The sequence below is a fragment of the Companilactobacillus sp. FL22-1 genome (genome assembly GCF_043951805.1).
Lineage (GTDB): Bacteria > Bacillota > Bacilli > Lactobacillales > Lactobacillaceae > Companilactobacillus.
Window position 1 is genome coordinate 24925 of the sequence record NZ_JBINJY010000002.1, and the last position, 25543, is coordinate 50467.

The 25543-nt window shown below is 37.5% G+C and carries 26 protein-coding genes; 17 read left to right on the plus strand and 9 right to left on the minus strand.

What is annotated here, in order from left to right; all coding sequences use genetic code 11:
* Nucleotide 1 precedes the first annotated feature (1 nt).
* Together ACG72T_RS01575 and ACG72T_RS01580 are read left to right on the plus strand one after the other, a co-directional pair.
* Nucleotides 2-2443 carry an AAA family ATPase gene (locus ACG72T_RS01575; protein ID WP_395264192.1) on the plus strand — a complete coding sequence of 814 codons (2442 nt, stop codon included), beginning with the start codon at nt 2-4 and terminating at the stop codon, nt 2441-2443.
* A 19-nt stretch (nt 2444-2462) separates the two neighbouring features.
* Complete coding sequence (locus ACG72T_RS01580; RefSeq protein ID WP_395264468.1) at nt 2463-3368, plus strand: 3'-5' exoribonuclease YhaM family protein; 906 nt, start codon at nt 2463-2465, stop codon at nt 3366-3368.
* A 76-nt stretch (nt 3369-3444) separates the two neighbouring features.
* Here the strand turns inward: ACG72T_RS01580 and ACG72T_RS01585 are convergent, their stop codons facing one another.
* The 5 genes from ACG72T_RS01585 to ACG72T_RS01605 all read right to left on the minus strand — a co-directional run bounded on the left by ACG72T_RS01585 (nt 3445) and on the right by ACG72T_RS01605 (nt 7483).
* A complete protein-coding gene (locus tag ACG72T_RS01585; RefSeq protein ID WP_395264193.1) occupies nt 3445-4812 on the minus strand; it encodes an Nramp family divalent metal transporter in 1368 nt (455 codons plus the stop codon).
* 51 nt (nt 4813-4863) lie between these two features.
* Nucleotides 4864-5325, minus strand: coding sequence for a universal stress protein (locus tag ACG72T_RS01590; RefSeq protein ID WP_395264194.1), 462 nt, complete (start codon nt 5323-5325; stop codon nt 4864-4866).
* A 428-nt stretch (nt 5326-5753) separates the two neighbouring features.
* Nucleotides 5754-6653: a peptidylprolyl isomerase PrsA gene (locus ACG72T_RS01595; protein ID WP_395264195.1), complete on the minus strand. Its 900-nt coding sequence runs from the start codon at nt 6651-6653 to the stop codon at nt 5754-5756.
* A 106-nt stretch (nt 6654-6759) separates the two neighbouring features.
* Nucleotides 6760-7053 (minus strand): hypothetical protein, encoded by a 294-nt coding sequence (locus ACG72T_RS01600; protein WP_395264196.1) that lies wholly within the window; start codon nt 7051-7053, stop codon nt 6760-6762.
* A gap of 1 nt (nt 7054) precedes the next feature.
* Nucleotides 7055-7483 (minus strand): HIT family protein, encoded by a 429-nt coding sequence (locus tag ACG72T_RS01605; protein ID WP_395264197.1) that lies wholly within the window; start codon nt 7481-7483, stop codon nt 7055-7057.
* 90 nt (nt 7484-7573) lie between these two features.
* On the opposite strand from ACG72T_RS01605, the gene ACG72T_RS01610 reads away from it, so the two are divergent.
* Genes ACG72T_RS01610 through trmB form a run of 3 tightly spaced genes read left to right on the plus strand, consistent with a single transcriptional unit; the run spans nt 7574 to nt 10191 of the window.
* Nucleotides 7574-8308 carry an ABC transporter ATP-binding protein gene (locus tag ACG72T_RS01610; RefSeq protein ID WP_395264198.1) on the plus strand — a complete coding sequence of 245 codons (735 nt, stop codon included), beginning with the start codon at nt 7574-7576 and terminating at the stop codon, nt 8306-8308.
* Nucleotides 8308-9525, plus strand: a complete 1218-nt coding sequence (locus ACG72T_RS01615) for an ABC transporter permease (protein ID WP_395264199.1) — start codon at nt 8308-8310, stop codon at nt 9523-9525. The genes ACG72T_RS01610 and ACG72T_RS01615 overlap by 1 nt, the downstream gene beginning before the upstream one ends.
* 18 nt (nt 9526-9543) lie before the next feature.
* The gene (trmB, locus tag ACG72T_RS01620; protein ID WP_395264200.1) at nt 9544-10191 is read left to right on the plus strand and encodes a tRNA (guanosine(46)-N7)-methyltransferase TrmB; all 648 of its coding nucleotides are present in this window, start codon (nt 9544-9546) and stop codon (nt 10189-10191) included.
* Nucleotides 10192-10202: 11 nt separating this feature from the next.
* Here trmB and ACG72T_RS01625 read toward each other — a convergent pair whose 3' ends face one another.
* A complete protein-coding gene (locus ACG72T_RS01625; protein WP_395264201.1) occupies nt 10203-10517 on the minus strand; it encodes a hypothetical protein in 315 nt (104 codons plus the stop codon).
* Nucleotides 10518-10641: 124 nt separating this feature from the next.
* On the opposite strand from ACG72T_RS01625, the gene ACG72T_RS01630 reads away from it, so the two are divergent.
* From ACG72T_RS01630 to thrS, 12 genes are all read left to right on the plus strand, one after another.
* Nucleotides 10642-10968 (plus strand): thioredoxin family protein, encoded by a 327-nt coding sequence (locus tag ACG72T_RS01630; RefSeq protein WP_395264202.1) that lies wholly within the window; start codon nt 10642-10644, stop codon nt 10966-10968.
* A gap of 22 nt (nt 10969-10990) precedes the next feature.
* Nucleotides 10991-11623, plus strand: a complete 633-nt coding sequence (ytpR, locus tag ACG72T_RS01635) for a YtpR family tRNA-binding protein (RefSeq protein ID WP_395264203.1) — start codon at nt 10991-10993, stop codon at nt 11621-11623.
* An 8-nt stretch (nt 11624-11631) separates the two neighbouring features.
* A complete protein-coding gene (murC, locus tag ACG72T_RS01640; protein ID WP_395264204.1) occupies nt 11632-12963 on the plus strand; it encodes a UDP-N-acetylmuramate--L-alanine ligase in 1332 nt (443 codons plus the stop codon).
* Between the two features lie 151 nt (nt 12964-13114).
* Nucleotides 13115-14515, plus strand: coding sequence for an MFS transporter (locus ACG72T_RS01645; RefSeq protein ID WP_395264205.1), 1401 nt, complete (start codon nt 13115-13117; stop codon nt 14513-14515).
* 115 nt (nt 14516-14630) lie between these two features.
* Nucleotides 14631-17288, plus strand: a complete 2658-nt coding sequence (polA, locus tag ACG72T_RS01650) for a DNA polymerase I (RefSeq protein ID WP_395264206.1) — start codon at nt 14631-14633, stop codon at nt 17286-17288.
* Between the two features lie 9 nt (nt 17289-17297).
* Nucleotides 17298-18125, plus strand: a complete 828-nt coding sequence (gene mutM / locus ACG72T_RS01655; protein WP_395264207.1) for a DNA-formamidopyrimidine glycosylase — start codon at nt 17298-17300, stop codon at nt 18123-18125.
* Nucleotides 18107-18715 (plus strand): dephospho-CoA kinase, encoded by a 609-nt coding sequence (coaE, locus tag ACG72T_RS01660; RefSeq protein ID WP_395264208.1) that lies wholly within the window; start codon nt 18107-18109, stop codon nt 18713-18715. The genes mutM and coaE overlap by 19 nt, the downstream gene beginning before the upstream one ends.
* Nucleotides 18716-18736: 21 nt before the next feature.
* Nucleotides 18737-19210 carry a transcriptional regulator NrdR gene (gene nrdR / locus ACG72T_RS01665; protein WP_395264209.1) on the plus strand — a complete coding sequence of 158 codons (474 nt, stop codon included), beginning with the start codon at nt 18737-18739 and terminating at the stop codon, nt 19208-19210.
* Between the two features lie 11 nt (nt 19211-19221).
* Entirely contained in the window at nt 19222-20592 is a 1371-nt protein-coding gene (locus ACG72T_RS01670) for a DnaD domain protein (protein WP_395264210.1), read from the plus strand.
* Nucleotides 20593-20594: 2 nt separating this feature from the next.
* Nucleotides 20595-21503, plus strand: coding sequence for a primosomal protein DnaI (dnaI, locus tag ACG72T_RS01675; RefSeq protein WP_395264211.1), 909 nt, complete (start codon nt 20595-20597; stop codon nt 21501-21503).
* On the plus strand, nt 21475-21624 hold the full coding sequence (locus ACG72T_RS01680) for a hypothetical protein (RefSeq protein WP_395264212.1): 150 nt from the start codon (nt 21475-21477) through the stop codon (nt 21622-21624). Before dnaI ends, ACG72T_RS01680 begins: the two co-directional genes overlap by 29 nt.
* Before the next feature lie 179 nt (nt 21625-21803).
* Complete coding sequence (gene thrS / locus ACG72T_RS01685; protein ID WP_395264213.1) at nt 21804-23759, plus strand: threonine--tRNA ligase; 1956 nt, start codon at nt 21804-21806, stop codon at nt 23757-23759.
* 255 nt (nt 23760-24014) lie between these two features.
* On the opposite strand, the gene ACG72T_RS01690 is transcribed toward thrS, so the two are convergent.
* From ACG72T_RS01690 to ACG72T_RS01700, 3 genes are read right to left on the minus strand one after another with little or no spacing between them, the layout of a single operon-like run.
* Nucleotides 24015-24584, minus strand: a complete 570-nt coding sequence (locus tag ACG72T_RS01690; protein ID WP_395264214.1) for a hypothetical protein — start codon at nt 24582-24584, stop codon at nt 24015-24017.
* A complete protein-coding gene (locus ACG72T_RS01695; RefSeq protein ID WP_395264215.1) occupies nt 24577-25047 on the minus strand; it encodes a hypothetical protein in 471 nt (156 codons plus the stop codon). Before ACG72T_RS01695 ends, ACG72T_RS01690 begins: the two co-directional genes overlap by 8 nt.
* Entirely contained in the window at nt 25016-25366 is a 351-nt protein-coding gene (locus ACG72T_RS01700; protein WP_395264469.1) for a cysteine peptidase family C39 domain-containing protein, read from the minus strand. The genes ACG72T_RS01695 and ACG72T_RS01700 overlap by 32 nt, the downstream gene beginning before the upstream one ends.
* Nucleotides 25367-25543: the final 177 nt, after the last annotated feature.

Below are 25543 nucleotides of genomic sequence, written 5' to 3' on the forward strand. Positions count from 1 at the left end.
CGTGAAATTAGTTAAGGCGAATATTTATGGCTTCGGCAAATGGGTCGACCAAAAGTTTAACTTTGAACAAGATTATCAAGTTATTTTTGGAGCCAACGAGGCCGGTAAAACGACATTGTTGCATTTTATTGAGAGTATTTTGTTTGGCTTTGCCTCCGCACGAGGCGAGAACAAGTTTTTACAATATAAACCCCATAATGGCAGTAAGTATGGCGGCGAGTTGATTTTTAAGGCTTCAGATGGCAGCTTTTGGACGGTCAAAAGAGTTGATGGTAAAGGCGACGGAGAGTTGACCTTATACCATGACGATCAGTTAGTTCCTAATAGTTTGCTGACAGAAATTGTTGGCAGTTTTAATAAGGAAGATTACGAAAGTACTCATCTCTTTGATGATAAGAATATTTTGTCGATTTATGGTCTCGATGAAAAGAAGCTTGAAACAGAGATCATGTCGATTGGAGCGGTCGGGAGTAAGGAATGGTTAGTCGCCGCTGACAACATTGAGCACGTTGCTGACGATATATACAAACCACGTGGTCAAAAGCAAACGCTAACAGTTGACTTGAAACGTCGAGACGAGCTGTTGAGCCAAAAATCTGAAATTGAAAATCAGCAGGTAGCTTATCAAAGAGTTGAACAAGAGTTGCAAGCAACCCAGAATGAGTTTGAAAAGAATGAACAATCGTTAAAACAGGCGAGTGCAACTGAAAATAATCTGCGTAATTTAGATAAGAAGTGGCTTCGGTACGAGCGTTTTCAACAAAATAATCATTTTCAACAAACCGCCACTCCAGTGATCGATAGTGGGGATTGGGAGCGGGTTCTTCAAGCCAATCAAGAACTAAGTACATTGAAAGAGACATCCACAACTAACAAATTAGCCGATTTGGATAATGTTGAGAAGAATATTTTAAATAATTACCAGATCAATCAAACACGTTTGGACTATGTCCGTAACCAGAAGTTTGAGTTGCAGAATCTGCAATTTCACCGCGATGATATGAATTCCAAGCTGTTGAAAGTTGATACACAAGTTGATCAATTGTTCCAAAATCATCCGGAATTGACAGAGCACATGTTGCCATTGACTGGGGATGAGATCGAAAAACTGACCCCAAGTGCTAAAAAGAGCAACAATTTGCCGCTAATAGTCTGTGGGGTTGCTGTGATTCTGGCCTTTATCGTCAATCCACTTCGCTGGCCGTTCATCATTGCCGCGATTGCTGGTGGTGTCTGGTACTGGTATCAAGAACAACAAAATGGAACTGATGATTTTGAAAAGTATGACTTTATCAAACAAAAAGGCTATCAAGGTTTAAAACGGGAAGTTATTTTAGGCATTCAAGGTACGGTAATTGCCCTCGATAATTATCATACGACCCAAAATGGTCTGGTTGACGGTATCAAATCAATTGAAGTTGACTTGAATAAATGGCGGAAGATTTTATTGGAATTGAATGTGATCGATGAATCTTATCGTGACGATAATTACAATGAACAAATTGAAAAATACTTTAACCGTTTGGATCAGATCAAAGCTAAGGCTGATTTAGCAGAACAAAATAAAGCCGAAAATGAGCGGGTCGATCAAGAACGGACAGTTCGTTTGAAAGAGTTAAATCAAGAGATTTTTGCCATTCTTCAAAAGTACCAAGCTGTCAATATGAATGCTTTTACCCGCATGCATACCCAACAAGTTGAAAATCAAAAATTCCTGACTGAAATCAAGCAAGATCAAGCCTTTTTGGGCAATGATCTGGAATTATTACAAAAATATGCTACGCATGATCAGTTGTTGAGTGAATTAAATCAGGCGGTGGCTCAAAAAGATGCTTTATCTGACAAGAATAACCAGTTGAGTCGACAGATGGGTTCCCTGAAAGAACAGATGCAACAGATCTTCGATAATCAGCAATATCAACATATTGTGGCCGAGTTGGCTCAGAATAAAGCAGATATTATTGATAATTATGACGAATGGATCTCGCACAAGTTAGCCAGTGAATGGATTCGGAATATGCTCAATATTGCTACAGAAAACCGTTATCCTAAGATGATTGCTCAAGCTACGCAATATTTCAACTTGTTGACCGATGGTCACTATGTCAAAATTAACTTTAAAGATAAGAATATTGCTGTAATGAGTGCGACCAAGAATAATTTTGACGTCCATGAGTTATCAAAGGCGACTACGATTCAGTTGTATCTTGCCTTGAGATTGGCTTTTGTGACCGAAATTTCTGACTTGATCAAATTGCCAATATTGATCGACGATGCCTTTGTTGATTTTGACCTCTCTCGAACCGAGAATGTTTTCAAATTAATTAAGGAAATCGCCAAGACTAATCAGGTAATTTACGTAACTGCGAACCAACCTAAGGAAATTCCTGATGACCATATTTTGAAGTTGGAGGAACCAGAAGTTGTTGAAGCATATAATTGATTTTAATAAGGGCGACGATATGAGTTTAGAGGTGATCATCAAACGATCAGACTTTCGTTTGGTTAAAAATGGTAAAAACTTCTTGTCATTAGTCTTTGAAGATAAGACTGGTCAAATCCCTGGGAAATATTGGGATGCCAGTGAAGAGGACGCCAAGCGCTTTAAAGTTGGTACCGTGGTACAACTAGAAGGACGTCGTGACTTGTATCAAGGCAAGCCTCAAGTCAATATCACTCGTCTAGGACTATTAGATCCTAATACGGTAGACATGTCACAGTTTGTGCAGACAGCACCTATAAAACGAGTTGAAATGGAAGCTGAGTTTGATGACATCTTTTTACAGATCACTAATGGTGCCTGGAATCGAATTGTGAGATATCTATTCAAAAAGTATCATGACCGCTTCTTTACAAGTGCGGCAGCCAAAGTCAATCATCATGATTTTCAGGGTGGTTTAGCCTATCATACTTTGAGCATGGTTCGGATAGCTGAAAAAATATCTGACCTCTATCCTCAAATTGACCGAGCCTTATTGATTGCAGGAGCCTGCTTGCACGATTTTGGCAAAATTATTGAATTGACAGGCAATTTGGATATCGAATATACCTTTGAGGGTAATATGCTAGGTCATATTACGATTGTTGACGAGGAGATCGTTAAGGCGGCAGAGGATTTGAAAATCAACTTAGATAGTGAAGATATGATTCTTTTGCGGCACATGATCCTCTCGCATCATGGCTTGTTAGAATATGGTTCACCAGAGCGTCCTAAGTTATTGGAAGCAGAAGTTTTGCATGAAATTGATATGATGGATGCTTCAATCAACATGATCACTAAAGCCTTGGAAAAGACTGATAAAGGTCAATTCTCTGAGAGAATCTTTGGTTTAGATAACCGTTCATTTTATAATCACAATAAAGCATAATAAAAAATCCATCTGATTCTAAGGTTTAGAATCAGGTGGATTTTTAGGTCTAGAATTGTGTTTTAACCACTAGAATTTAAAATAAAGTTTGCCAAATCAACTGAATATTTAAAATAATTAAGATAACAGCAATGATCCAAGATAAATATTTGACCCAAGGGCGATTGGCAAAAGGTCCCATTAGTTTCTTATCGCTAGTAAAGAGAATTAACGGAATCATGGCAAATGGCAAGGCAACAGACAAGAATACTTGTGAGAAGGTCAATAAGCTTTCAATTTTGGCCTCATTTCCTTTGTAATAGATGGCAAAAGCCAAAACAGGGGTGATAGAGATCAAACGAGTGAGCAAACGTTGAGCCCACAATGGCATCCGTAAGTGAATGAAACCTTCCATGATCATTTGTCCGGCTAAAGTACCAGTAATAGTTGAGCTTTGACCAGATGCTAACAGCGCGATTGCAAATAGCATACTCAACATCGGACTGGCAATTGCACCGACGATTTTAGGATTGCTTAAAGCGTTGAACAAGTCGACAAAACGTCCTAATTCACTGTGGGTACCAAAGAATAAGGCAGCTCCTAAAATCAATAAGAGGCTGTTAACGACAAAAGCAATCGTCAGTTGAATATTGGAATCAGCAATGGTAAAACGGATCGTTTTTCTGACCGAAGCTTCATCGTGAATATCATATTTACGTGTCTGTGAGATTGACGAACCAAGGTATAAATCGTGGGGCATAACGGTTGCACCAACAATACCTAATGCCATGTAAAGCATTGGCTGGTTGGTCAAAATCTTTGCCCGAGGAACGTAACCACCTAAAACGCCTAATGCATCAGGTTTAGATAGGAAAACTTCATAGGCAAAGACAAATAAGATCACCGCCACTAAAGTTGCCACAATGGCTTCAATTTTATGAAATCCTAAACGCATTAAGAATAATAAAATCAAGACATCAAAGGCAGTAATAGTAATTCCGACAATCAGTGGGAAACCAAACAATAATTCCAAAGCGATACCAGAACCGATGATTTCGGCCACGTCAGTCGCCATGATAGCTAGTTCAGTTATTACCCAGAGAATTAGACCACCAGTCTTTGAAGTTCGGTCTCGGGTCAATTGGGCTAAGTCTCGTCCGGTTACGATACCTAAGCGGGCTGACATGGCTTGCAAGAGCATTGCAATTAAACTGGACAGTAAAACAACGCTCAATAAAGTGTACTTAAATTGAGCACCACCACCGATCGAGGTGATCCAATTTCCGGGGTCCATATAACCGACGGCAATTAAAGCACCAGGTCCGGTATATGCTAAAAGTGTTTTGAAGTAGCCAGCATTGTCGGGTACTTCAATGGATCCATTGATTTCATCGAGACTTTTACGAGTCGTTCCGGTATCTTCAATGAATTTATTCTCTTGTTCTGAATCCTTTTGGTGTTTCAAAGTGACAAGGCCTCTTTTCGTAGTATGTTAATCCTACTAGTGAGGTTCCCGTTAACGGACGACGATGACTGACACAGGTGCATGTTTAGCTAAACGAGGTCCGATTGCACCAGAAATTTTCGAGTGAGGAGCTTGCGTATCGGCACCAGTTACGATCAAGTCTGGATTAAAATCTGGAATCACACGATCTAAGATAACATCGTCGATGTCGCCCCCCTCATAAGGCAGCGATTCGACATTACTCAAACCATTATCTTTTGCAGCTTGGACATAATAATCAATAGTTTTATTTAATTCTTTTCGTTTTTCATCAATTTTAGTTGGTGTTAAAGAATCAAAAATATTTATATCTTCACTTTCCATTACAGAAACAATTCCTAGGTTAGCGTCGTAATCTTGAGCCAGTGTCATCGCAAAGCGAAAAGCCTTGGTAGTTGAAGCTTGGTCATCCTCATCGACAGCTAGTAAAATTCGTCTGTAAACTAAGGGATCTTTAACTCGTTTAATTGCCATAGAAATAGTCCTCCTAATAAAAGCTGAATATTGTTCCACTCATATAATAGCGTTGTTGCCAAAGATAAAACAAGCTATAGTTTCGTCTAAAAAGGCTGATGCCAGCAATTATTGAAGGATAATTCGCCCAAAAAAAGTTAAGACTTTTTCAAAAGATAATTAGTTATGGTTAATAAAAGCATGACCTGAAAGACGATTATTTGGTAAAAAGGGTGCAATCGTCTTGAGTCACGTCTTATTAATGTCCCTTCTAATTATAATTATTATTGATCAAATTGTATCGGGCTATTGCAAAATAATCTTAGAAAAAACAAACTTTTTCATTCATCAATAGTTAATAGTCGGATAAAAAAATCTTTGCCAGACGATTTTTAATATTCAGGATAAAAAAAAGATACCCAGTTTTGGGTATCTTAAGTTAATCATCATTATTTACTTGATGAAGATGATGAGACATAACCAGAAAGAACATCCTTCAAGTCTTTGTCCTTAATTGAAACATCAGCCTTCTTCAAGACTTTAGAAATAACTTTTTGCATTACAGTTGAATCTTGCATCCATGAAGCATAGATCTTAGATTTAAGTTCAGCAGTGTGATCGCTCATCTTACCCTTAGCAGGTTTCTTAAGAAGTTTGATTACGCTGTAACCGTATGAAGTTTTAACAGGTGTTTCTGTGTAATCGCCGACTTTGTCAAGTTTGTATGCAGCCTTCTTGAAGTCTGTATCAACGCTTGTGCTGTCGTTATCGAAAGCATCCATCTTACCACCATTGTTCTTTGTGGCTGAGTCAGTTGAATATTCTTTAGCTAGCTTACTGAAGTCTTCACCGTTTTGAAGTTTAGTAATAACTTCTTTAGCAGTGTCTTCTTTACTTACAAGAATTTGAGCTACAGTAATCTTAGGTTGGTAACTCTTCCATTCTTTCTTAAGGTCGCTGTTTGTAACAGTCTTGTTCTTCTTCAAAGCAACTTTTGTAAGAAGGTTAGTACGAATATTCTTCTTAAATTGGGCAGTTGTCATACCGTTTTGTTGAAGAATTTGACTAAATGATGAACCATATTGGCTCTTGTACTTGTTGTATTCACTATTTACTTGTTTTGTGGATACATCCTTGCCATATTGGTCTTCCAAAGCTTTAGTAATTACCATTGTTTGCAATGTTTGCTTACCAGCTGAAGAAGTCTTCATTTCATCGTAGTATTCTTGTTGAGTAATTCTGCCGCCTTTAAGCGTGGCAACAGTTTTATTACTTGAACAACCTGCTACAACAGTAATCATAAATAGACCGGCAATAGCCAAGATCCATTTAGTTAATCGTTTATTCATCTTTACACATCCTTAATTAATATGTCTACAACTGAAAAGACTACCATAAAATAAAGTGAATAGTTTATCATTTTAAGAAAAAATCATAAAAAATTCATATTTAGTTCTACATTTTGTTGAACTTATCGAGATTTTCATGTAACTCTTGTAAAGAATTTTGTAGCTCCAAGACGTCAGGTTGTATGCTTTGAGTGTATTCCGTCAAATCATTTTTGAGATCTGACATAACTTCTGGAACTACGGCTGAGTTTTTTTGCAGATCAGCTAAGATGTCTTTAAAATCTTTAATATTCTTTAATAACTTGGTATCATTGAGATTAGTAAGTTTGTCTTTTGATTGAAATAATTGAATGGCGATTCCAGAAATCGAGCCAATTGTAAAACCTGCAAAAAATTTCATATTAGTCCTCCAAGTTTTGTTTGATCTTGTCGGCACGTGCTTGCAGTTCCTCATTGCTTGCAAGGCCAGTATTATCGCCCCAGTGCATTGAGAAGTCGTCGTCTTTTGAATAACGAGGGACTAAGTGAATGTGTGAATGCATTACACTTTGATAGGCGATCTCGCCATTGTTTTGGCAAATGTTCATTCCAATGATCTTTGGATTAGAAGCTTTGATGGCACGTGCAATCATCGGTACTTTTTTGAAGACACGAGCAGCTAGATCTTCGTCATAAGCAAAGATGTCTTGAACGTGCTTTTTAGGAACAACCAAAGTGTGTCCCGGCGTCACTTGAGAAATATCAAAGAAAGCTTTGATATCATCGTCCTCATAGATAGTGGTACTAGGAATTTCATTGTTAATAATTTTACAAAAAATGCAGTCATCCATAAAAAATTTCTCCTTTCAAAAAACAGCATAATATTTACTATAATGCTATCATAATAACATTATTAAAAACAGATATAGGTGGTTTAAACCATGACTTTAGAAGTAAAAGAATTGACCGGTGGATATGGTCAAGTATCAGTTTTAAAAAAAGAAACCTTTACAGTTGAAAATGGTCAAGTAGTAGGTTTGATTGGTCTGAACGGTGCCGGTAAATCTACGACAATTAAGCATATCATTGGCTTATTGACTCCTCGTGGCGGTCAGATCCTAATTGATGGAATAAGTTTGCATGACGATGTGGAAAAATATCGTAAAAAGATCGCTTATGTACCAGAAATGCCAATCCTTTATCCAGAATTGACTTTAAAAGAGCACATTGATCTGACGATTATGGCTTATGACCTGGATCACGATCAAACTTGGGAAAATGCTAACAAATTATTGAAGACTTTCCGATTAGATAATAAGTTAGATTGGTTTCCACAGAACTTTTCCAAAGGTATGAAGCAAAAGGTAATGATCGTTTGTGCCTTCATGACTGATGCAGCACTTTTCATCATCGATGAACCATTTACTGGGCTAGATCCTTTGGCGGTCAATGATTTGTTGAAGATTGTTGAAGCAAAGAAAAAGGCCGGTTGTTCCGTTTTGATGTCCACACACGTTTTGGCAACAGTTCAAGATCACGCCGATAAATTTGTTTTGATCAATCATGGTCAAGTACGAGCCGATGGTACTTTAGATCAGTTGAAGAATAAATTTGATATGGGTCAAGATTCCAATTTGGATGATATTTATATCAAGATGTCTAACGAGGATCTCTAATGAAAGAATTGTGGAGTGAACGTTTAAGAAGACATCAACTGGATCAGTTCAAATATCTGCGACTGATTTTCAACGACAATTTTGTCTTGGCTTTTATCGTCCTCATCGGTGCTTTAGGATTTTGGTATTCTAATCTTTTAGGGACGATTCATCAACCTTTGATCTTGGGAAAACCAATTGTGATCGTCTTATTATTTTTGACGTTACAAGTGGGTGGCATTGCTACTTTATTGGAAGAACCAGATAGTACTTTCCTATTAGTGAAGGAAAAAGAATTCTTTAATTATTTGAAAGCTGCCAAAAACTATAGTATCTTTTTGCCAATCGTGACAGTCGCATTGGTTAATTTCTTGTTGTCAGCCTTTGCTTCCCGTGGTGCGGGGATGAAAGTCATCGACATCGTGGCAATTGCGATTGGTTTAATCGTCTACAAGTTAGCTTTCTTGAATGTCGATTTATTGGAACTGTATGGTCGAGTTCATTTAGGTAGTGTCAAGCTGCGGTTAGTGACGAATCTATTACTGTTGTTTGCTTTAGTCGTATCAGTCTATTTCTTTAGCTGGACGATATTAATTGTGGCCGTGGTATATTATTTATTTTTGAATACACAAGTTAAGACTTTGGAAACTAGTGGTCAATTGCAGTGGGAATATGCTATTGCTACTGAAAATCAAAGAATGTTTAGAATCAAGCGATTCTACAATCTCTTTACTGACGTACCTGGTGTTAATAGCAAGATCAGACGTCGTAAATGGCTGGATGGTTTACTGAGTCCAATCAAGTTATCTTCAAGCAATACTTACTTGTATTTATTTGCACGTGGTTTTATTAGAAATAATGAATATATTGGATTGTTCTTGCGTCTGACGATTATTCAGGCTATTATGTTAGTCTTGATTGATAATTTCTACATCTCATTGATCGTGGAAATGCTGTTCATCTACTTAGTTGGTTTCCAACTCAAACCTTATTTCAAAGAGGTTATGCAAAATTTGATGCAACGGCTTTATCCAATAAGTGGGAAGACTAAAATCGCAGATTTTACCAAGTTGAGTACGACAATTTTAGCGATTCAATGGTTGATCAGTGCGATCGCAATTTTTTATAAGTTTGGCATTAGCGTGAATAGTTTGATCATCATCGTAGCTGGATTGGCTGTTTTGATTTTTGTTAACTATTTCTACATGCCTCGACAATTGAAAAAATATTTAGATTAATGGAGAGAATTAATATTTATGCGACTAAGAAACAAACCTTGGGCTAAGGATATGATCAATGACAATCTTGATTTGATCGCCATTCAGCCGGAAAATATGCAAGGTAAATGGCAAAGCCGTTTTGCTAAGGAACAACCTTTATTCATTGAAGTGGGGTCAGGTAAAGGCAGATTCATTACCGAATTAGCTAAGCAAAATCCGCAAAATAATTATATTGCGATGGAAGTTCAAGAAGGGGCCATTGCCTTAGTACTAAAAAAGCAAGTTGAGTTAAAATTACCCAACTTGCAATTGTTGTTAGCTAATGGAGCTGACCTTTCTGAATATTTTGCCGAAGATGAAATTGATGGAGTTTACTTAAACTTTTCTGATCCTTGGCCTAAAACTCGTCATGAAAAGCGTCGCTTGACTTATAAGTCGTTTTTGAAACAGTACCAATATATTTTAAAAGCTGATGGTTATTTACAATTCAAAACTGACAACCAAGGTTTGTTCGAATACTCATTGATCAGTATGAACAACTACGGAATGAAATTTGACGAACTTTCTTTAGATCTTCATAATAACGAAGGTCTCAATTTGAACAATATCGAAACCGAGTATGAAGAAAAGTTTTCAAAAAAAGGCTTCAGAATCAATTTTCTGAAAGCCCATTTTGAAAAATAATTTAATTGTGTCTACTGTACTTTTTTGATGTTTAATAGTTCGCCAGTAATTGCGTCGGCAATGAAGTGATATTGAGCCACATCGAACTCATCCATAGTAGTTACGCCACCGACGATGCCCCAAGTTGCTCGTCCATTAACGTTAACTCTTTGATAAAAGGGTTCAACCCATGAACCGATCACTTTACTATCTTCGCCTAAAACTGACTTAACCTTATTAATAATATTTTCGCTATCTAGATGGTGTTTTACTAAAACTGTAGCTGCAGCGGATGCCACTAGTACAGTACCAGCAACGATTAAAGAACCGATACCTTTTTTACTCATAAAAATCACTCCTTGATTTCGATTTAATGATATATTAACACTATTATATATCATTCCAATACTTAAGAGCACTTAATTGACCGTTTAAAGATTTAAAAGTATCTTAATTAAAGAGGTGAATAATATGAAAACATTTGAAGACTATAACGAAAAAGACTGGCATGAAGTGACTAAAGCAGGAAAGTACGTCATGTGCTGGCATGCTGACTGGTGCCCTGACTGCAAGTTTATCGAACCTAAAATGCCTGAACTTGAGAGTGAATTTTCCGACTTCACTTGGATCAGCTTCAATCGTGACGACAATATGGAAATTGCTCAAGAATTAGGAATTATGGGAATTCCTAGCTTTGTTGTTATTGAAAATGGTAAAGAAATTGGTAGACTAGTAAATAAAGATCGAAAGACTAAAGAAGAAGTTGAGACCTTTATGAACAGTGTAATTAACAAATAATTTATCAAGTGAGGGAAAAAACTTGCTATTAAGCTTTTATAATCCAGATGTTTTGGGGGATGTCTTGATCGTTGAGACTGCAGAAGATGTAGCGACTCAAGACACGACTCAAAAAGACAATGTAGTACGTATTTTTAACAGTGAAACCGATACAACTATTGGTTTCAATTTTTTTGGACTTGGTGAAGAACTAGGTATCCAAAAGCAATCAGGTCAAGTATTTCTTGACGAAAAGCAAGTTGAAGTTTTAAATAATGCACTTGCTAAAGCAGGTTTTTCTGACAAATTAGCTGTCGACAATGAACCTAAGTTTGTGATTGGTCATGTTGATGAGATTTCAGCTCATCCTGACTCAGATCATTTGCATATCACAAAGACTAATATCGGTTTGGATGAACCAGTTCAAATCGTTTGTGGTGCGCCCAATATCGATCAAGGACAGCTAGTAGTTGTCGCGCTTCCAGGTGCCGTGATGCCAAATGGCAACGAAATTTGGCCTGGTGAATTACGTGGGGTCGATAGTTATGGCATGATCTGTTCAGCCAGAGAACTAGGAATTCCAAATGCACCGCAAAAGCGTGGTATTCTGGTACTTGACCAGGGTACAGCTGGTGAAGCATTTGATTTTGAAGCAGCAAAGAATTTGTTTGATTAGGAGCTATTATGGAAAATACAGTCTATCATTTTGTTGGAATTAAAGGTACCGGAATGAGTGCATTGGCACTTATTTTGAAGGACCTTGGTTATGAAGTTCAAGGATCGGATATTGATAAATATACATTTACTCAACGTGGCCTTGAACAAGCAGGTATCAAAATTTTACCTTTTGACGCTGAAAATATTCACGAAGGTTTGACGATTGTTAAAGGAAATGCCTTTAATGATGATCAAGTTGAAATTAAAAAAGCTAACGATATGCACTTGCCAGTGATCACTTATCCAGAAATGGTCGGTAAATTGGTTGATAACTATACTTCGATCGGTATTGCCGGTTCACATGGTAAGACAAGTACAACTGGTTTATTGGCACATACTTTGAGTGGAATTGCCAAGACATCTTATTTGATTGGTGATGGTACTGGTAAGGGTATCAAAGATGCTAAGTTCTTCGTCTTTGAAGCTGACGAGTACCGCCGTCACTTCTTAGCTTATTCACCTGATTACTTGATCATTACGAACATCGACTTTGATCACCCAGATTACTTCTTTGGTGGAATAGACGATGTTGTCGATGCTTTTGAATCAGAAGCTAGAAAGACAAAGAAGGGTATCTTCATCTGGGGTGAAGATAAACATGCTAAGTCAATCAAAGCCGATGCACCGATCTATACCTATGGTTTGGATGAATCTGATTACATCAGAGCTACAAACATCAAGCGAACTGTTAAAGGTTCATCATTCGATGTTTCTATCAATGGTGAAAATATCGGTAACTTCCAAGTTCCTCTCTTCGGTGAACACAATGTCTTGAATTCCTTAGCTGTGATCGGTGTTGGTCATATGGAAAAACTTGATCACGCTTTGATCAACCGTGAATTGCAAACCTTCAGTGGTGTTAAGAGACGTTTCAGTGAAAAGAAAGTGGCTGACCAAGTTATCATTGATGACTACGCTCACCATCCACAAGAAATCAAAGCAACAATTGATGCTGCTAGACAAAAATATCCTGACAAAAAGATCGTGGCTGTTTTCCAACCACATACCTATACAAGAACTTTAGCTTTGATGGATGATTTTGCTAAATCACTCGACTTAGCAGATGAAGTTTACTTGACAAATATCTTTGGCTCAATTCGTGAAGCCCACGGCGATATTACAAGTAAAGATCTTGGAGATAAGATTCATAAGGGCGGTAAAGTTGTTACGCTTGACGACCTTTCACCACTATTGGATTATCACAATTCAGTGATGATTTTCATGGGTGCCGGGGATGTTCAAAAGTATGAAACTGCTTATGAACAATTGTTGAGTACTTTAAATCCTAATCAACAATAATAATTAGTGAAAATATCTTTTGTAGCCAATTGGCAGCAAAAGGTATTTTTTTCTAGAATTAAAATCGTGAAAATAGTAAAGTAATAAGTAAGAGTTAGGCTATGACAAAGCAGATTGTCATGGCCTTTTTTCACGAAGAGAGGTTAAAGCTTTGAAAGATGCAATTTCGACTCGAGTTAAATTATCGATTTTAGCAGTAGGATTGTTGTCATTTACTGGTATTTTGATCGAAACGTCCATGAATGTTACTTTTCCAACCTTGGTAAAAGTCTTGCATGTCAGTTTGAGTACCGTTCAGTGGTTGACGACGGGCTATTTATTGTTGACGACGATCGTGATGAGTACTACGGCTTATATTTTGAAAAAGTTTCCACCGTTAAAAATCTTTATCTTTGCGACCTTGTGCTGTTTCATCGGTTCTTTGATCTGCATGTTCGCGCCCAATTTCAGTATTTTAATGAGTGGCAGATTATTGCAGGCGGTTGCGACTGGTTTATCAACGCCCTTAATGTTCAGTTTGATTTTTGAAGAGATTCCGGTCTCAAAATTAGGCGTTTATACTGGCTTAGCGGGAATCGTGATCTCTTTAGCACCAGCTTTAGGGCCAACTTATGGTGGTGTCGTCAACGGCTTATGGTCGTGGCGGGAGATCTTCGTTGGCGTCTTGCCATTGATCGTTTTATTGTTTGTGATCGGTGTCCTGACGATTCAGGGGACTAATAGTGGAACCAAAGGAATCTCTTTTGACTATTTGAGCGTCATTTTCTTAGCGGCAATCTTTTCAATTATCCTATTCACGTTTGACCAAGCAGGAAGATATGGTTGGAATTCTCGTCAATTCTTGCAATGGATAGTCATCAGTTTGGTGATCGGTTTGTTGTTTGGTTGGTATAATCGCAAGAGCCAACGCCAATTGATCGATTTTTCAATTCTAAAGATACCTGTCTTACGAATTCGATTGTTCGGTTATTTTAGCTTGCAATTCATCAATATTGGATTGTCATTTGTCTTACCGATTTTTGCACAAACCGTTTTGAAATTAAATTCTGCTCAAGCCGGTTTAATGTTGTTGCCAGGTTCATTACTTGGGGCGGCAGTTGGGCCAATTGCTGGCTGGATGTATGACAAAAACGGAGCTTATCGACCACTTTTGATCAGTGGATTGTTGGTAAGTTTAGGCTCCATTTGTTTCTGGCTTTTCAGTGCCGATTTAACGATGGCGGGAATCATTTGGATTTATATTTTAGTTCGAATCGGTTTTAGTATGGGCTTTGGTGTCTCCTTGTCAGATGGCAGTATGCAAGTTCAAGGTGCAAAAAAGGCCGATCAAAATTCTTTGTACAGTATGATGCAACAATATGCTGGGTCGTTAGGAACCAATGTTTTGTCAGTGGTTATTTCAGCAGTTGCACTAACGAGCGGAACCCACAATGCAGTAGTTAATACTATTCTAGGTACAAAAATTGACTTTATTGTTTTGACTGTTTTATCATTGATGATATTGAGTTCAGTTGTTTATATCCACTATAAATATGAAAAAACGAATAATTAACTTAAAGGTCTTGGTTCTAAAGGAATCTGGACCTTTTTCGTCTTGACGAAGCTGTTACAAGTGGTAGGGATTTGTTAAAATAGATTTAGTTAATTTCGTTTTTATTGGAGAATATATGTCAAAAAATAAAAAGTTGCTTTTAATAGATGGAAATAGTGTGTCGTTTCGGGCCTTCTTCGCCATGCATAACGTTTTGGATAAATTTGTCAATGGCGAGGGTATCCATACGAATGCACTCTATGCGTTCAATAATATGTTAGAGATCGTTCTAAAAGAGGAGCAGCCCACGCACGCTCTAGTTGCTTTTGATGCTGGAAAGACTACTTTTAGAACGGAAATGTTTAAAGATTATAAAGGTACTCGTGCTAAGACGCCCCAAGAGTTAATGGAACAATTGCCGTTGATTCAAGAAATGTTGAATTATCGCGGTATTAAGACTTACGAATTGCCTAATTATGAAGCTGATGACATCATTGGGACGATGTCGCATCAGGCCCAATTGGATGGCTTCGACGTGACGGTTATCACTGGCGATCGAGATCTGACTCAGTTAACAACTGATAAAATCACTGTCAAAGTTAATGTTAAAGGGGTAACTGAGACGGAAGCTTATACTCCAGAACATGTTCAAGAAAAACTCGGTCTTACGCCTAAGCAGATCATCGATATGAAAGGCTTAATGGGCGATAGTTCTGACCACTATCCTGGGGTTGAAAAAGTCGGTGAAAAAACAGCCATCAAATTGCTCAATCAGTACGGCAGTATTGAGGGAATTTATGAGCATATCGACGATATGAAGCAGAGCAAGTTAAAAGAGCATTTAATTAATGACCATGACCAAGCGCTTTTAAGTAAGAAGTTGGCCACAATTAATTTAGACGCTCCAGTGGACTTAACTTTAGCTGATTTAGAATATCATGGCGACAATCAGGAACAACTGATCCAGTTTTATCAAAAGATGAATTTTAAGACCTTTTTAAATCGGATGGATATTCCTCAAGAGAATACTGCAGAAGATTTAGCTGATATTAAAGTTTTGCCACTGGATGCTGCAGCAGCAAAGAAAATTGCCAATAATACTCAACCACAGACGTTGATTGTTGAAGGCTTTGGCGAAAATTATCACTTGGCTCCCATCGTTGGTTTAGTTGTCTCTGATGGTAAGAATTGTTATGGAACAAATGATATTTCGATTCTTGAAAATGCTGATTTGAAGTCTTGGCTAGCTGATTCTACCAAAGAGAAGTACTTGTTCGATAATAAAGCAACGATTGCGTTATTGCACCGTTATGGCTGCCAACTGGAAGGGGTAAGCTTTGATATGTTGTTAGTCGCCTACTTGCTAGATACTAACGACAACAAGCAAGATATCGGGTTAGTTGCCAAGAATTACAATGTCAGTTTACCTTCTGAAGAAGAATTTTACGGTAAAGGTGTCAAAAAGGCGGTTCCCGAAGATACGGAAGTCTTATTGAATTTCTTAGCCCAAAAGGCTCAGGTTATTAGAAGTTTGAAAGACAAAATGTTAAAAGAACTAAAGGATAATGACCAGGATAGCTTGTATGACGAGATTGAATTGCCACTGTCTATTGTTTTAGCCAATATGGAGATCAAAGGGATTACCGTGGAGGTTTCTCGTCTTAAAGAGATGGAGAATACGTTTGCGACCCGTTTGAGTGAAATTGAACAAAAAATTTATCAAGCTGCCGGCAAAGAATTTAATATCAATTCACCTAAACAATTAGGTGTGGTCTTGTTTGAAGATTTGAAATTACCAGTAATCAAAAAGACTAAGACTGGCTACTCAACTTCAGTGGATGTCCTAGAGAAGTTAAAGGATAAGTCACCAGTCGTCCAGATGGTCTTAGATTATCGTCAAATTTCGAAGATTCAATCAACCTACGTTGTTGGTTTACAGAAGTTTGTCCAACCTGACAACAAGATCCATACGATTTATTTACAAACTTTGACCCAAACTGGACGGCTGTCTTCAATCGATCCTAACTTACAAAATATTCCAATTCGCATCGATGAAGGTAAGCAGATCCGTAAAGCTTTCGTACCTCAACACGATGACTGGGAGATCTTTTCTGCCGATTATTCACAAGTTGAGTTGCGAGTTTTGGCACATATCTCGGGCGATGAGAACATGCAAGAAGCCTTCCGTGAAGATTATGATATCCATGCGCATACTGCCATGCGGATCTTTGGTTTGAACAGTACTGATGAGGTGACCCCTGATATGCGTCGCCAAGCTAAAGCTACTAACTTTGGTATCGTCTACGGTATCAGTGATTATGGTTTGTCACAAAATATTGGAATCAGTCGTAAACAGGCGGCAGCTTTCATTGAATCTTATTTTGAACAATATCCTGGTGTTAAGAAGTACATGGACGACATTGTTAAATATGCGCGTGAGAATGGTTACGTGGAAACGATCATGCATCGTCGTCGTTATTTGCCTGACATTCATTCCAGCAACTTCAATATCAGAAATTTTGCCCAGAGAACGGCAATGAACACGCCAATTCAAGGTAGTGCCGCCGATATTATCAAAGTTGCCATGATCAATATGCAAAAGATGTTAGAAAAAGAACAGCTCCAAGCTAATTTGTTATTACAAGTACACGATGAAATGATTTTTGAAGCACCAAAATCTGAAATTGCAACGTTAGAAAAATTAGTTCCAAGTGTGATGGACTCAGCGGTCAAACTAGATGTTCCTTTGAAAGTTGAAACAGCCCATGGCAATACTTGGTACGAAGCAAAGTAGGTCGATAATATGCCAGAAATGCCGGAAGTAGAGACAGTTAGACGTGGTTTGAATTCTCAAGTTAAAGGACGAAAAATCACTCATGTAGAGATCCGTTATCAAAATCTGATCACGGGTGATGTCAAACAGTTTAGTGAATTTGTGACTGGGGCAACGATTACTGATGTTGGTCGGCGAGCAAAGTTTTTATTGATTCATTTAGATAATGGCTATACGATAATCAGTCACTTACGAATGGAAGGACGTTACCGTATTTCAGCTGATCCCAGTGCGATTGATAAGCATTCTCATGCAATTTTCAGCTTGGATAATGGCGAAAAAATGATTTATAATGACGTGCGTAAATTCGGTCGCATGCAACTGTGGCCCACGGCTGAATTGTCGACCAACAAGTCAATCATGAAGCTAGGACCAGAGCCATTGTCGCCTGACTTTACCTTTGAAAAACTTAAGCCAAGAATTATGCGTCATAGAAAAGATATTAAGACGGTCTTGTTGGATCAGTCAGGCTTGAGTGGCTTGGGCAATATTTATGTCGATGAGGTATTGTGGCAAGTTAAGATTCATCCTCAAACGCCAGCCAATCACCTCAATGATGAGGATATCAAGGCTATTATTGTTGCTTCAAATCAAGAGATGGAATCAGCTATTGCTAACGGAGGTTCAACAGTTCGTTCGTATATCGATGCGACTGGTCACAAAGGTAATATGCAGAATAGTCTTAAAGTCTACGGTAAAGAGGGAACACCTTGTCCCCGTTGCAAAACAGAGATTGAAAAGATTAAAGTTGGAGGTCGTGGGACGCATTTTTGTCCTAAATGTCAGATCGTCAAATGAGTAAAATATATGGATTAACCGGGGGAATTGCCAGTGGTAAGTCAACCGTTTTAGCAATGTTTCGCCAACATGGTTTTCAAGTCTTTGACGCTGATTCAGTGGCACGAGAGGTAGTCGTACCAGGATCAATCGGTTTACAGCAGATTACAGCTCAATTTGGGACCGAAGTTCTCAAATCCGATGGGACTTTGGATCGTGCCAAATTGGGAGCAATTGTTTTTAGTGATCATCAAGAACTAAAGAAATTGAACCAGATTACTCGTCCATTGATCAAAGAGAAGATATTAAAGACTATTGCGGCAGTCAAACGGTCAAACAGCTCGACAATTTCTATTTTTGAAATTCAATTGTTGTTTGAGGGTGGTTATCAAACCTACTTTGACGGTATAATTAGTCTTTACGAAAGACCAGAAGTACAGTTGCAACGGTTAATGACCCGAAATAATTTAACTAAAAAAGTCGCCTTAGAACGAATCAATTCACAAATGTCGATGGATGAGAAACGCAGTCGAGCTGATTTTGTGATTGATAATTCTTTTGACTTAGCACATCTTGAAAATGAAATCGAAAAGTTAATATCGCAACTTTAATTGAGAAAAGAGGTTAGAATCTTGATTTGTCCACATTGCCATCATGATTCATCAAAAGTTATCGACAGTCGCCCCAGTGATGAAGGGCGTGCTATTCGTCGTCGCCGTGAATGTGAATATTGCGGTACGAGAATTACCACCTTTGAAAGGTTGGAAAAATCACCTTTATTAGTGATTAAAAAGAACGGCAACCGTGAGGAATTCAGCCGTGAGAAGTTATTGCATGGAATCGTTCGGGCAGCCGAAAAACGTCCAGTAACAATGGATCAAATGAATTCTATCGTTGACAAAGTTGAAAATGAAATCAGAGCCAATGGTGAGAGTGAAGTTCGTTCACAAGTAATTGGTGAACACGTTATGAAGATTTTAGCTAAAGTCGACGATGTAACTTACATTCGTTTTGCCAGCGTCTACCGTGAATTTAAAGACATGAATAGTTTCATGCAAGAAGTTCAAGAGATGATGGCTAATGGAAATAAAATTGACAAGAAATAAGAGGGATGCCAGTGTCAACAAGTAATTTTCAATCAGAAAAGTTTACACCACTAGTTGGCTATTGGTGTTTGCCTAATGGCCATCTCAATGATGACGATCGTCACGTTTTGACGGATTTATATTTACCGATTTTAGGAACTGAAGCCTTTAGTCTCTATTTATTGTTGTGGGAAAAATTGCCGAATAAGGAATTGGTTACCCAACGCAAGTCGCATGCTGAATTATTCAGTCTTTTGGGAATCGATCAAAAACGTTTTTATGAGGCTCGAATCAAAGATGAAGCTTTAGGATTGATCAGAACTTTTGAAAAAAAGGATGACCTAGGGACTTATTATATTTACCAGTTATTTGAACCTTTAACTCCCAATCATTTTTTCAAAGATGACTTGTTGAGTATCTTTTTGTACGAACAAGTTGGCGATAAAAAGTATCATTTATTGGCCGATAAATATGCTCAGTCAGATCTCATTTTGAAGAATTCTCAAGAGATCACGAAGGACTTTTTAGAAGTATTTCAGTTAAGCGACAATGACTTGATCAATACTCCGAGTGAAGTACAGTCGGCGCGTGACAATTTTCAAGTTACTTCTAAGGCCAATAAACCAGCAATTTCAGCCGAAAAGGTTCAACCGTTAGATTGGGAATTGATTGGTGATCGTATCGCTCAGTCGGCCAAGATCAGTAAAGACAATTTGCTAGAAAATCAAGAGTTGATCTTGAGTCTCCGGTCTTTTTATGGGCTGGACGAGATGCAGATCATTAGCGCAATCAATGCAACGACTGATATTGTGAATGAAAAGATCGATCCAGTACGTCTGAAAAAACATGTGCAAGATCTCTTTGAGAAAAATGCTAATATCAAAGTTAAAGCTCAGACTGAAGCTCAAGAATCGACCGCAGATAAAAGTGTCACTAAGTTCAATCAAGCTGATCAATTGATACTTCAACAAGCCAAGTCAATGGTTCCGGCAGACTTCTTAACGGCCCAAAAGCAAAAAAATGGCGGGTTCGTCGGTAGTGTTGAGTCAAGAGCTTTACGTAATATGTCGATGAAAGCATTCTTGTCGGCTCCAGTTTTGAATATCTTGGTTTACTATATTTTGCAAAATTCACCAGCTTTAAGTTTGCCCCTAATGGAAACGGTGGCTAATGATTGGAGTCAAAATGGCGTTAAGACACCTGAACAGGCATTGCAACGAATCAGCGACTTCCAAAATCGACCTCGAAATCCTAAGCGACGGTATAATAACAACAATAATCGCCGGGTGGAACAGGCAACTGACTGGAGCAAGGTTAAGCCAAAATTACCGAATAAGACAAGTAATGTTAATCGTGATGATCTCCAAGAACGTTTGAAAAAATTAAGAAATAAGGACAACTAAGTATGGAAAATTTAGGTAACAGATTGGCAGAATATATGAATTCAAAGAATTTGACGGAAGACTATCGTCGCTTGCTTAATGGTGCCTTAAAGGATCCTGACGTCCAAGAATTTTTGAAGCAAAATAGTGATCAGATCAATCCTGATGCGATTTCTACTAGTGCTGCTAGTATCTACGAATTTTATAATCACAAGAATCACAGCAGCGAATTGTCCAAAGGTTATTATCCTAAGCTGATCGTCAATAATCACAATATCGAAGTGGCTTATTATCCTAACGAAAAAACCGTCAATCAAAAGAAGCGCTCGCAGTATGAAACTGGGTTTGTTTTAATGGATATGCCTGCCGATATCCGCAATGCCAAATTGGACGATTACGATGGCGACGGCCGCCAAGAAGCACTGGCCAAAGCTTTGGACTTTATCGACCAATATTTGCACCAAAAGAATTTCGTGCCAGGGTTATACTTGGCGGGTGACTTTGGCGTTGGAAAGACTTATTTATTAGGGGCTATTGCTAATGAATTGTTCAAAGACGATGTTCATACGACCATGATGCATTTTCCCACTTTTGCGGTTGAAATGAAAAACTCAATCGGTTCCAATAGTGTTTTGGATAAAGTCAATCAGATTAAGGGCGCTGAAATCTTGATGCTCGACGATATCGGAGCTGATTCGATGTCTAGTTGGATTCGCGATGAAGTTTTGGGTGTGATCTTGCAATATCGGATGCAAGAGAATTTGCCAACCTTCTTTTCATCCAACTTTTCAATGCAGGAATTAGAAAAACATTTGGCCATTAATCAACGGGGAGAAGAAGAGCCCGTTAAGGCTAAGCGGATCATGGAGCGGGTCAGATACTTATCCAGAGAAGTCATTGTTGATGGAAGTAACAGAAGATTTTCTAAATGACTTGCAATCTAAAGAAATAAATGTTTCAATGAAACCAATGAAAGATAACACTTCGGTTCTATTCAGGGAGGGTACGATTACTGAAAGCTTACCCATTACTGAAGCTACCACTTTCACATAAAACTGTATATTTGACGGTTACTTTATAACCATTTGAGTGAAAACTGTTTATTTGTTTTACAGTTTTAATGTGGGTGGAACCGCGTAGAAATACGTCCCTGAAGTATGTACATATTTGAGAATATGGATATACTTCAGGGACGTATTTTTTTGTTATCAAATTTTAGGAGGAAATAGTCTATGTCAAAAATCAAATTAACATTCCCAGATGATTCAGTTAAGGAGTTTGACGAAGGCACAACTACCTTGGAAGTTGCTAAATCAATTAGCACATCACTCGGTAAAAAAGCTGTTGCTGGTAAACTTAACGATGCTCTAGTTGATCTTGAACGTCCAATTAAACAAGATGGTAAGATCGAAATTATCACAGGTGAAGATGAAAAGGATGCTCAAAAGGTTCTTAGAAATACTGCTGCTTTAATCTTTGCAGCTGCTGCTAAAAACTTCAAAGCTGACCTTCACTTTGGTGAAAAGCAAGCTAACGACGATGGTTTCTATGTTGATACTGACAGCAAGTCAGGTCAAATCAGCGTTGATGAACTGAAAGAAATCACTGCTTTGATGAACAAGATCATCAAAAACAACGACAAGATCGAAAGATCAATGATGGATAAGAAAGATCTTGAAGCAATGTTCAAGGATGATCCTTACAAGTCATCACTTGTTTCAGCTATCGACTCAGTTCAAATTCCCGTTTATACACTTGATGGTTTTGTTGATTTTGGTTTTGACGCAGTTCTTCCAAGTCTTAAAGACCTTAAACACTTCGAATTGCTTTCTGTTGCTGGTGCTTACTGGCAAGGTAAGTCAAGTAACCCAATGCTTCAAAGAATTTATGGTACAGCCTTCTACAAAGAAGACGGCCTAAAAGCTGACTTGAAGCGCCGTGCAGAAATCAAAGAACGTGATCACAGAACAATTGGCCGTGACCTTGACTTGTTCTTCGTTGATCCTGAAGTTGGTGCAGGTCTTCCATATTGGATGCCAAATGGTGCAACAATTCGTCGTGTGATCGAAAGATATATCATCGATAAGGAAGTTGCTTGGGGTTATCAACACGTTTACACACCAATCTTGATGAACTTGAATGCCTATAAGACTTCAGGTCACTGGGCACACTACCGTGAAGACATGTTCCCACCAATGGACATGGGTGACGGCGAAATGCTTGAACTGCGTCCAATGAATTGTCCTTCACATATTCAAATTTACAAACATCACAACCGTTCATACAGAGACCTACCTCTACGTATCGCTGAACTTGGTATGATGCACAGATATGAAAAATCAGGTGCATTAAGTGGACTACAACGTGTTCGTGAAATGACTCTAAACGATGGTCACACTTTCGTTGCACTTGACCAAATCCAAGAAGAATTCAAGCGTACTTTGCAATTGATGGTTGAAGTTTATAAAGACTTCGATATTACCGATTACTCATTCCGTCTCAGTTATCGTGACCCAGCTAATACTGAAAAGTATTTCGATGACGATGAAATGTGGAACGAATCACAATCAATGTTGAAAGCTGCGATGGATGATCTAGGTCTCAAGTACTACGAAGCCGAAGGTGAAGCTGCATTCTATGGTCCAAAGCTTGATGTTCAAACAAAGACTGCTCTTGGAAATGACGAAACATTGTCAACTATCCAATTAGACTTTATGCAACCAGAGAAGTTCCAATTAACATATGTTGGTGCCGATGGTCAAGATCACAGACCAGTTATGATTCACCGTGGTATCGTTTCAACAATGGAAAGATTTATCGCTTACCTAATTGAAATGTACAAGGGTGCTTTCCCAACATGGTTAGCTCCAACACAAGTACGTATCATTCCTGTTAACCAAGAATTGCATGCAGAATATGCTAATGACATTCTTGCTAGATTACGTGCTAAGAATATCCGTGCCGAAGTCGATGACCGTGATGAAAAGATGGGTTATAAGATCCGTGACTCACAAACAATGAAGATTCCATACACAGTCGTTGTCGGTGATGAAGAAGCTAAAGACGCCACAGTTTCTGTTAGAAAATATGGTGAAGATGATTCTGAATCAGAAAACGCTAAGATGTTCGTTGACAGTGTTGTTGCAGACATTGCTAACTACAGTCGTAAAGATGTTACAGATAAGTAAACAAAGAGTAAATTAACAAAGATTCCCAGTGAATTGATCATTAAAGGCTGTACGATAAATAGAGTTGATAGGCACTTTGCCATCAACTCTATTTTTGTATACCATTTATTAATATAGTTATTTTAGAACATCAAAAAAGACATCACTCTGTCCTTTAGATGTTCTACCCTCTACAGCTTCACAATGAAAGGAATTTGAATGATGCCTCTAAGCAATAAGTCTATACGAATTTAGAGTACTTCATTAAAAACATCATCAAAGATGCATGTTATTCTTTATACTTATTTTTCTTCCACTAATATTGGTAATATCCGAGATTGTTTTATCGATATCATAGATATCATCAAATGCCGATAGATAAATCCTTTGACCATTAGTAAGAATAATATCGAAAAAGTACTTGTCAGTAAATTCATTCAGTGCTGATCCAACAACATAATAACTCGCAGCTATAGCACCATCAGGGCCTATTCCTTTTGGATCAGAAAGACCTTTATTGACTTCAAGAGAAATTGAACTTATATCATTAATATTAATTGAAATAGTTTTAATGAAATCAGGGAAAAATATGGCCAGTATTCTTTTTTTTAGACTATTGTAATCGCAATATTGAATACCATTCTTGGAAATCTCCCAGTAGTCAAAATACTTTTGGATATTCAAAGAGATAATACTGGAAGTAATTATAATACTTAATAGCCCAAAGATAAATCCTATCAAAAGATCTCTTGAAATCAAATAACAAACCATGCCAATACATACTCCAATAACTAGTGATATTAACAACGGAATGTAGTTAATTTTTCTACCAAATTTTCTAGTCATTATTACCATCATCCTTTAATTTCATATTAATATAATTCATAAACTGAGAAGCACTTGAATCAAAATAGTTTGGGTAGTTATATTTATTTAGGTATTTATCAAATTTGCATGCGGACATGTATTTCTCATTCATAAACAGCAAATTTTCTATTAATGCATCAATATGCAAACCTTTATCATTTATCAAACTAAATTGGGTTGTAGTGTTTTCCGTTTTCTTTCGATTCTGTAGAATTTCTACTAAAGTATTCCTTACTTGAATCTTTATTTTTTGAATTTTTATTAAATACGTGAAATAAATATCATCCATACATTCTGGATATTCGTCATGCAACATCGTAATATATCGATCAGCGGATTTGAATTGTCCTATTTTAATAAAAAGCTTTATAACATTTTCAATCAATCCCAGTTGATATTCACCATTATTCTTAGATATTCCATTTAAGCAAATTTTTATCAAAAATGAAGGTGATAATACGTCCATTCCATCTCTGCACATAATGATTTGATCCATCATTATTTTTCAATAAGGCAATACATGGAAATCCTAAAACTGATAAATTGCTTTTTTGGCTAAAACTATTAACTTTAAACAAAGTGGTATTAATATTAAAACCTTTTAGAATTTCACACATTCGTTTAACGTTAATTCCAACAAAACCATCATAATATAAACTATTAAACTTTGAAGTATTTACTTTAAATCCTTGTGATTTTAACAATGTACATATTGCAGCACATCCACAATCCTTTTTCCTTGTTGTAGAACATGAGAATATGTAAGTTGCATTAAAGTCCCCCCCTTCACTTTGTTTATACTTTCACATTAAATCTATTCCTGTTAGTCTATTATGTCAAATATATCAATGATGTATATTTTCTTATAAAATCACTTGACGAAAAAGGTCGCTTCACTGGGATTTTTTTGAATCAAATTATTCTTATAAAAAGTATCA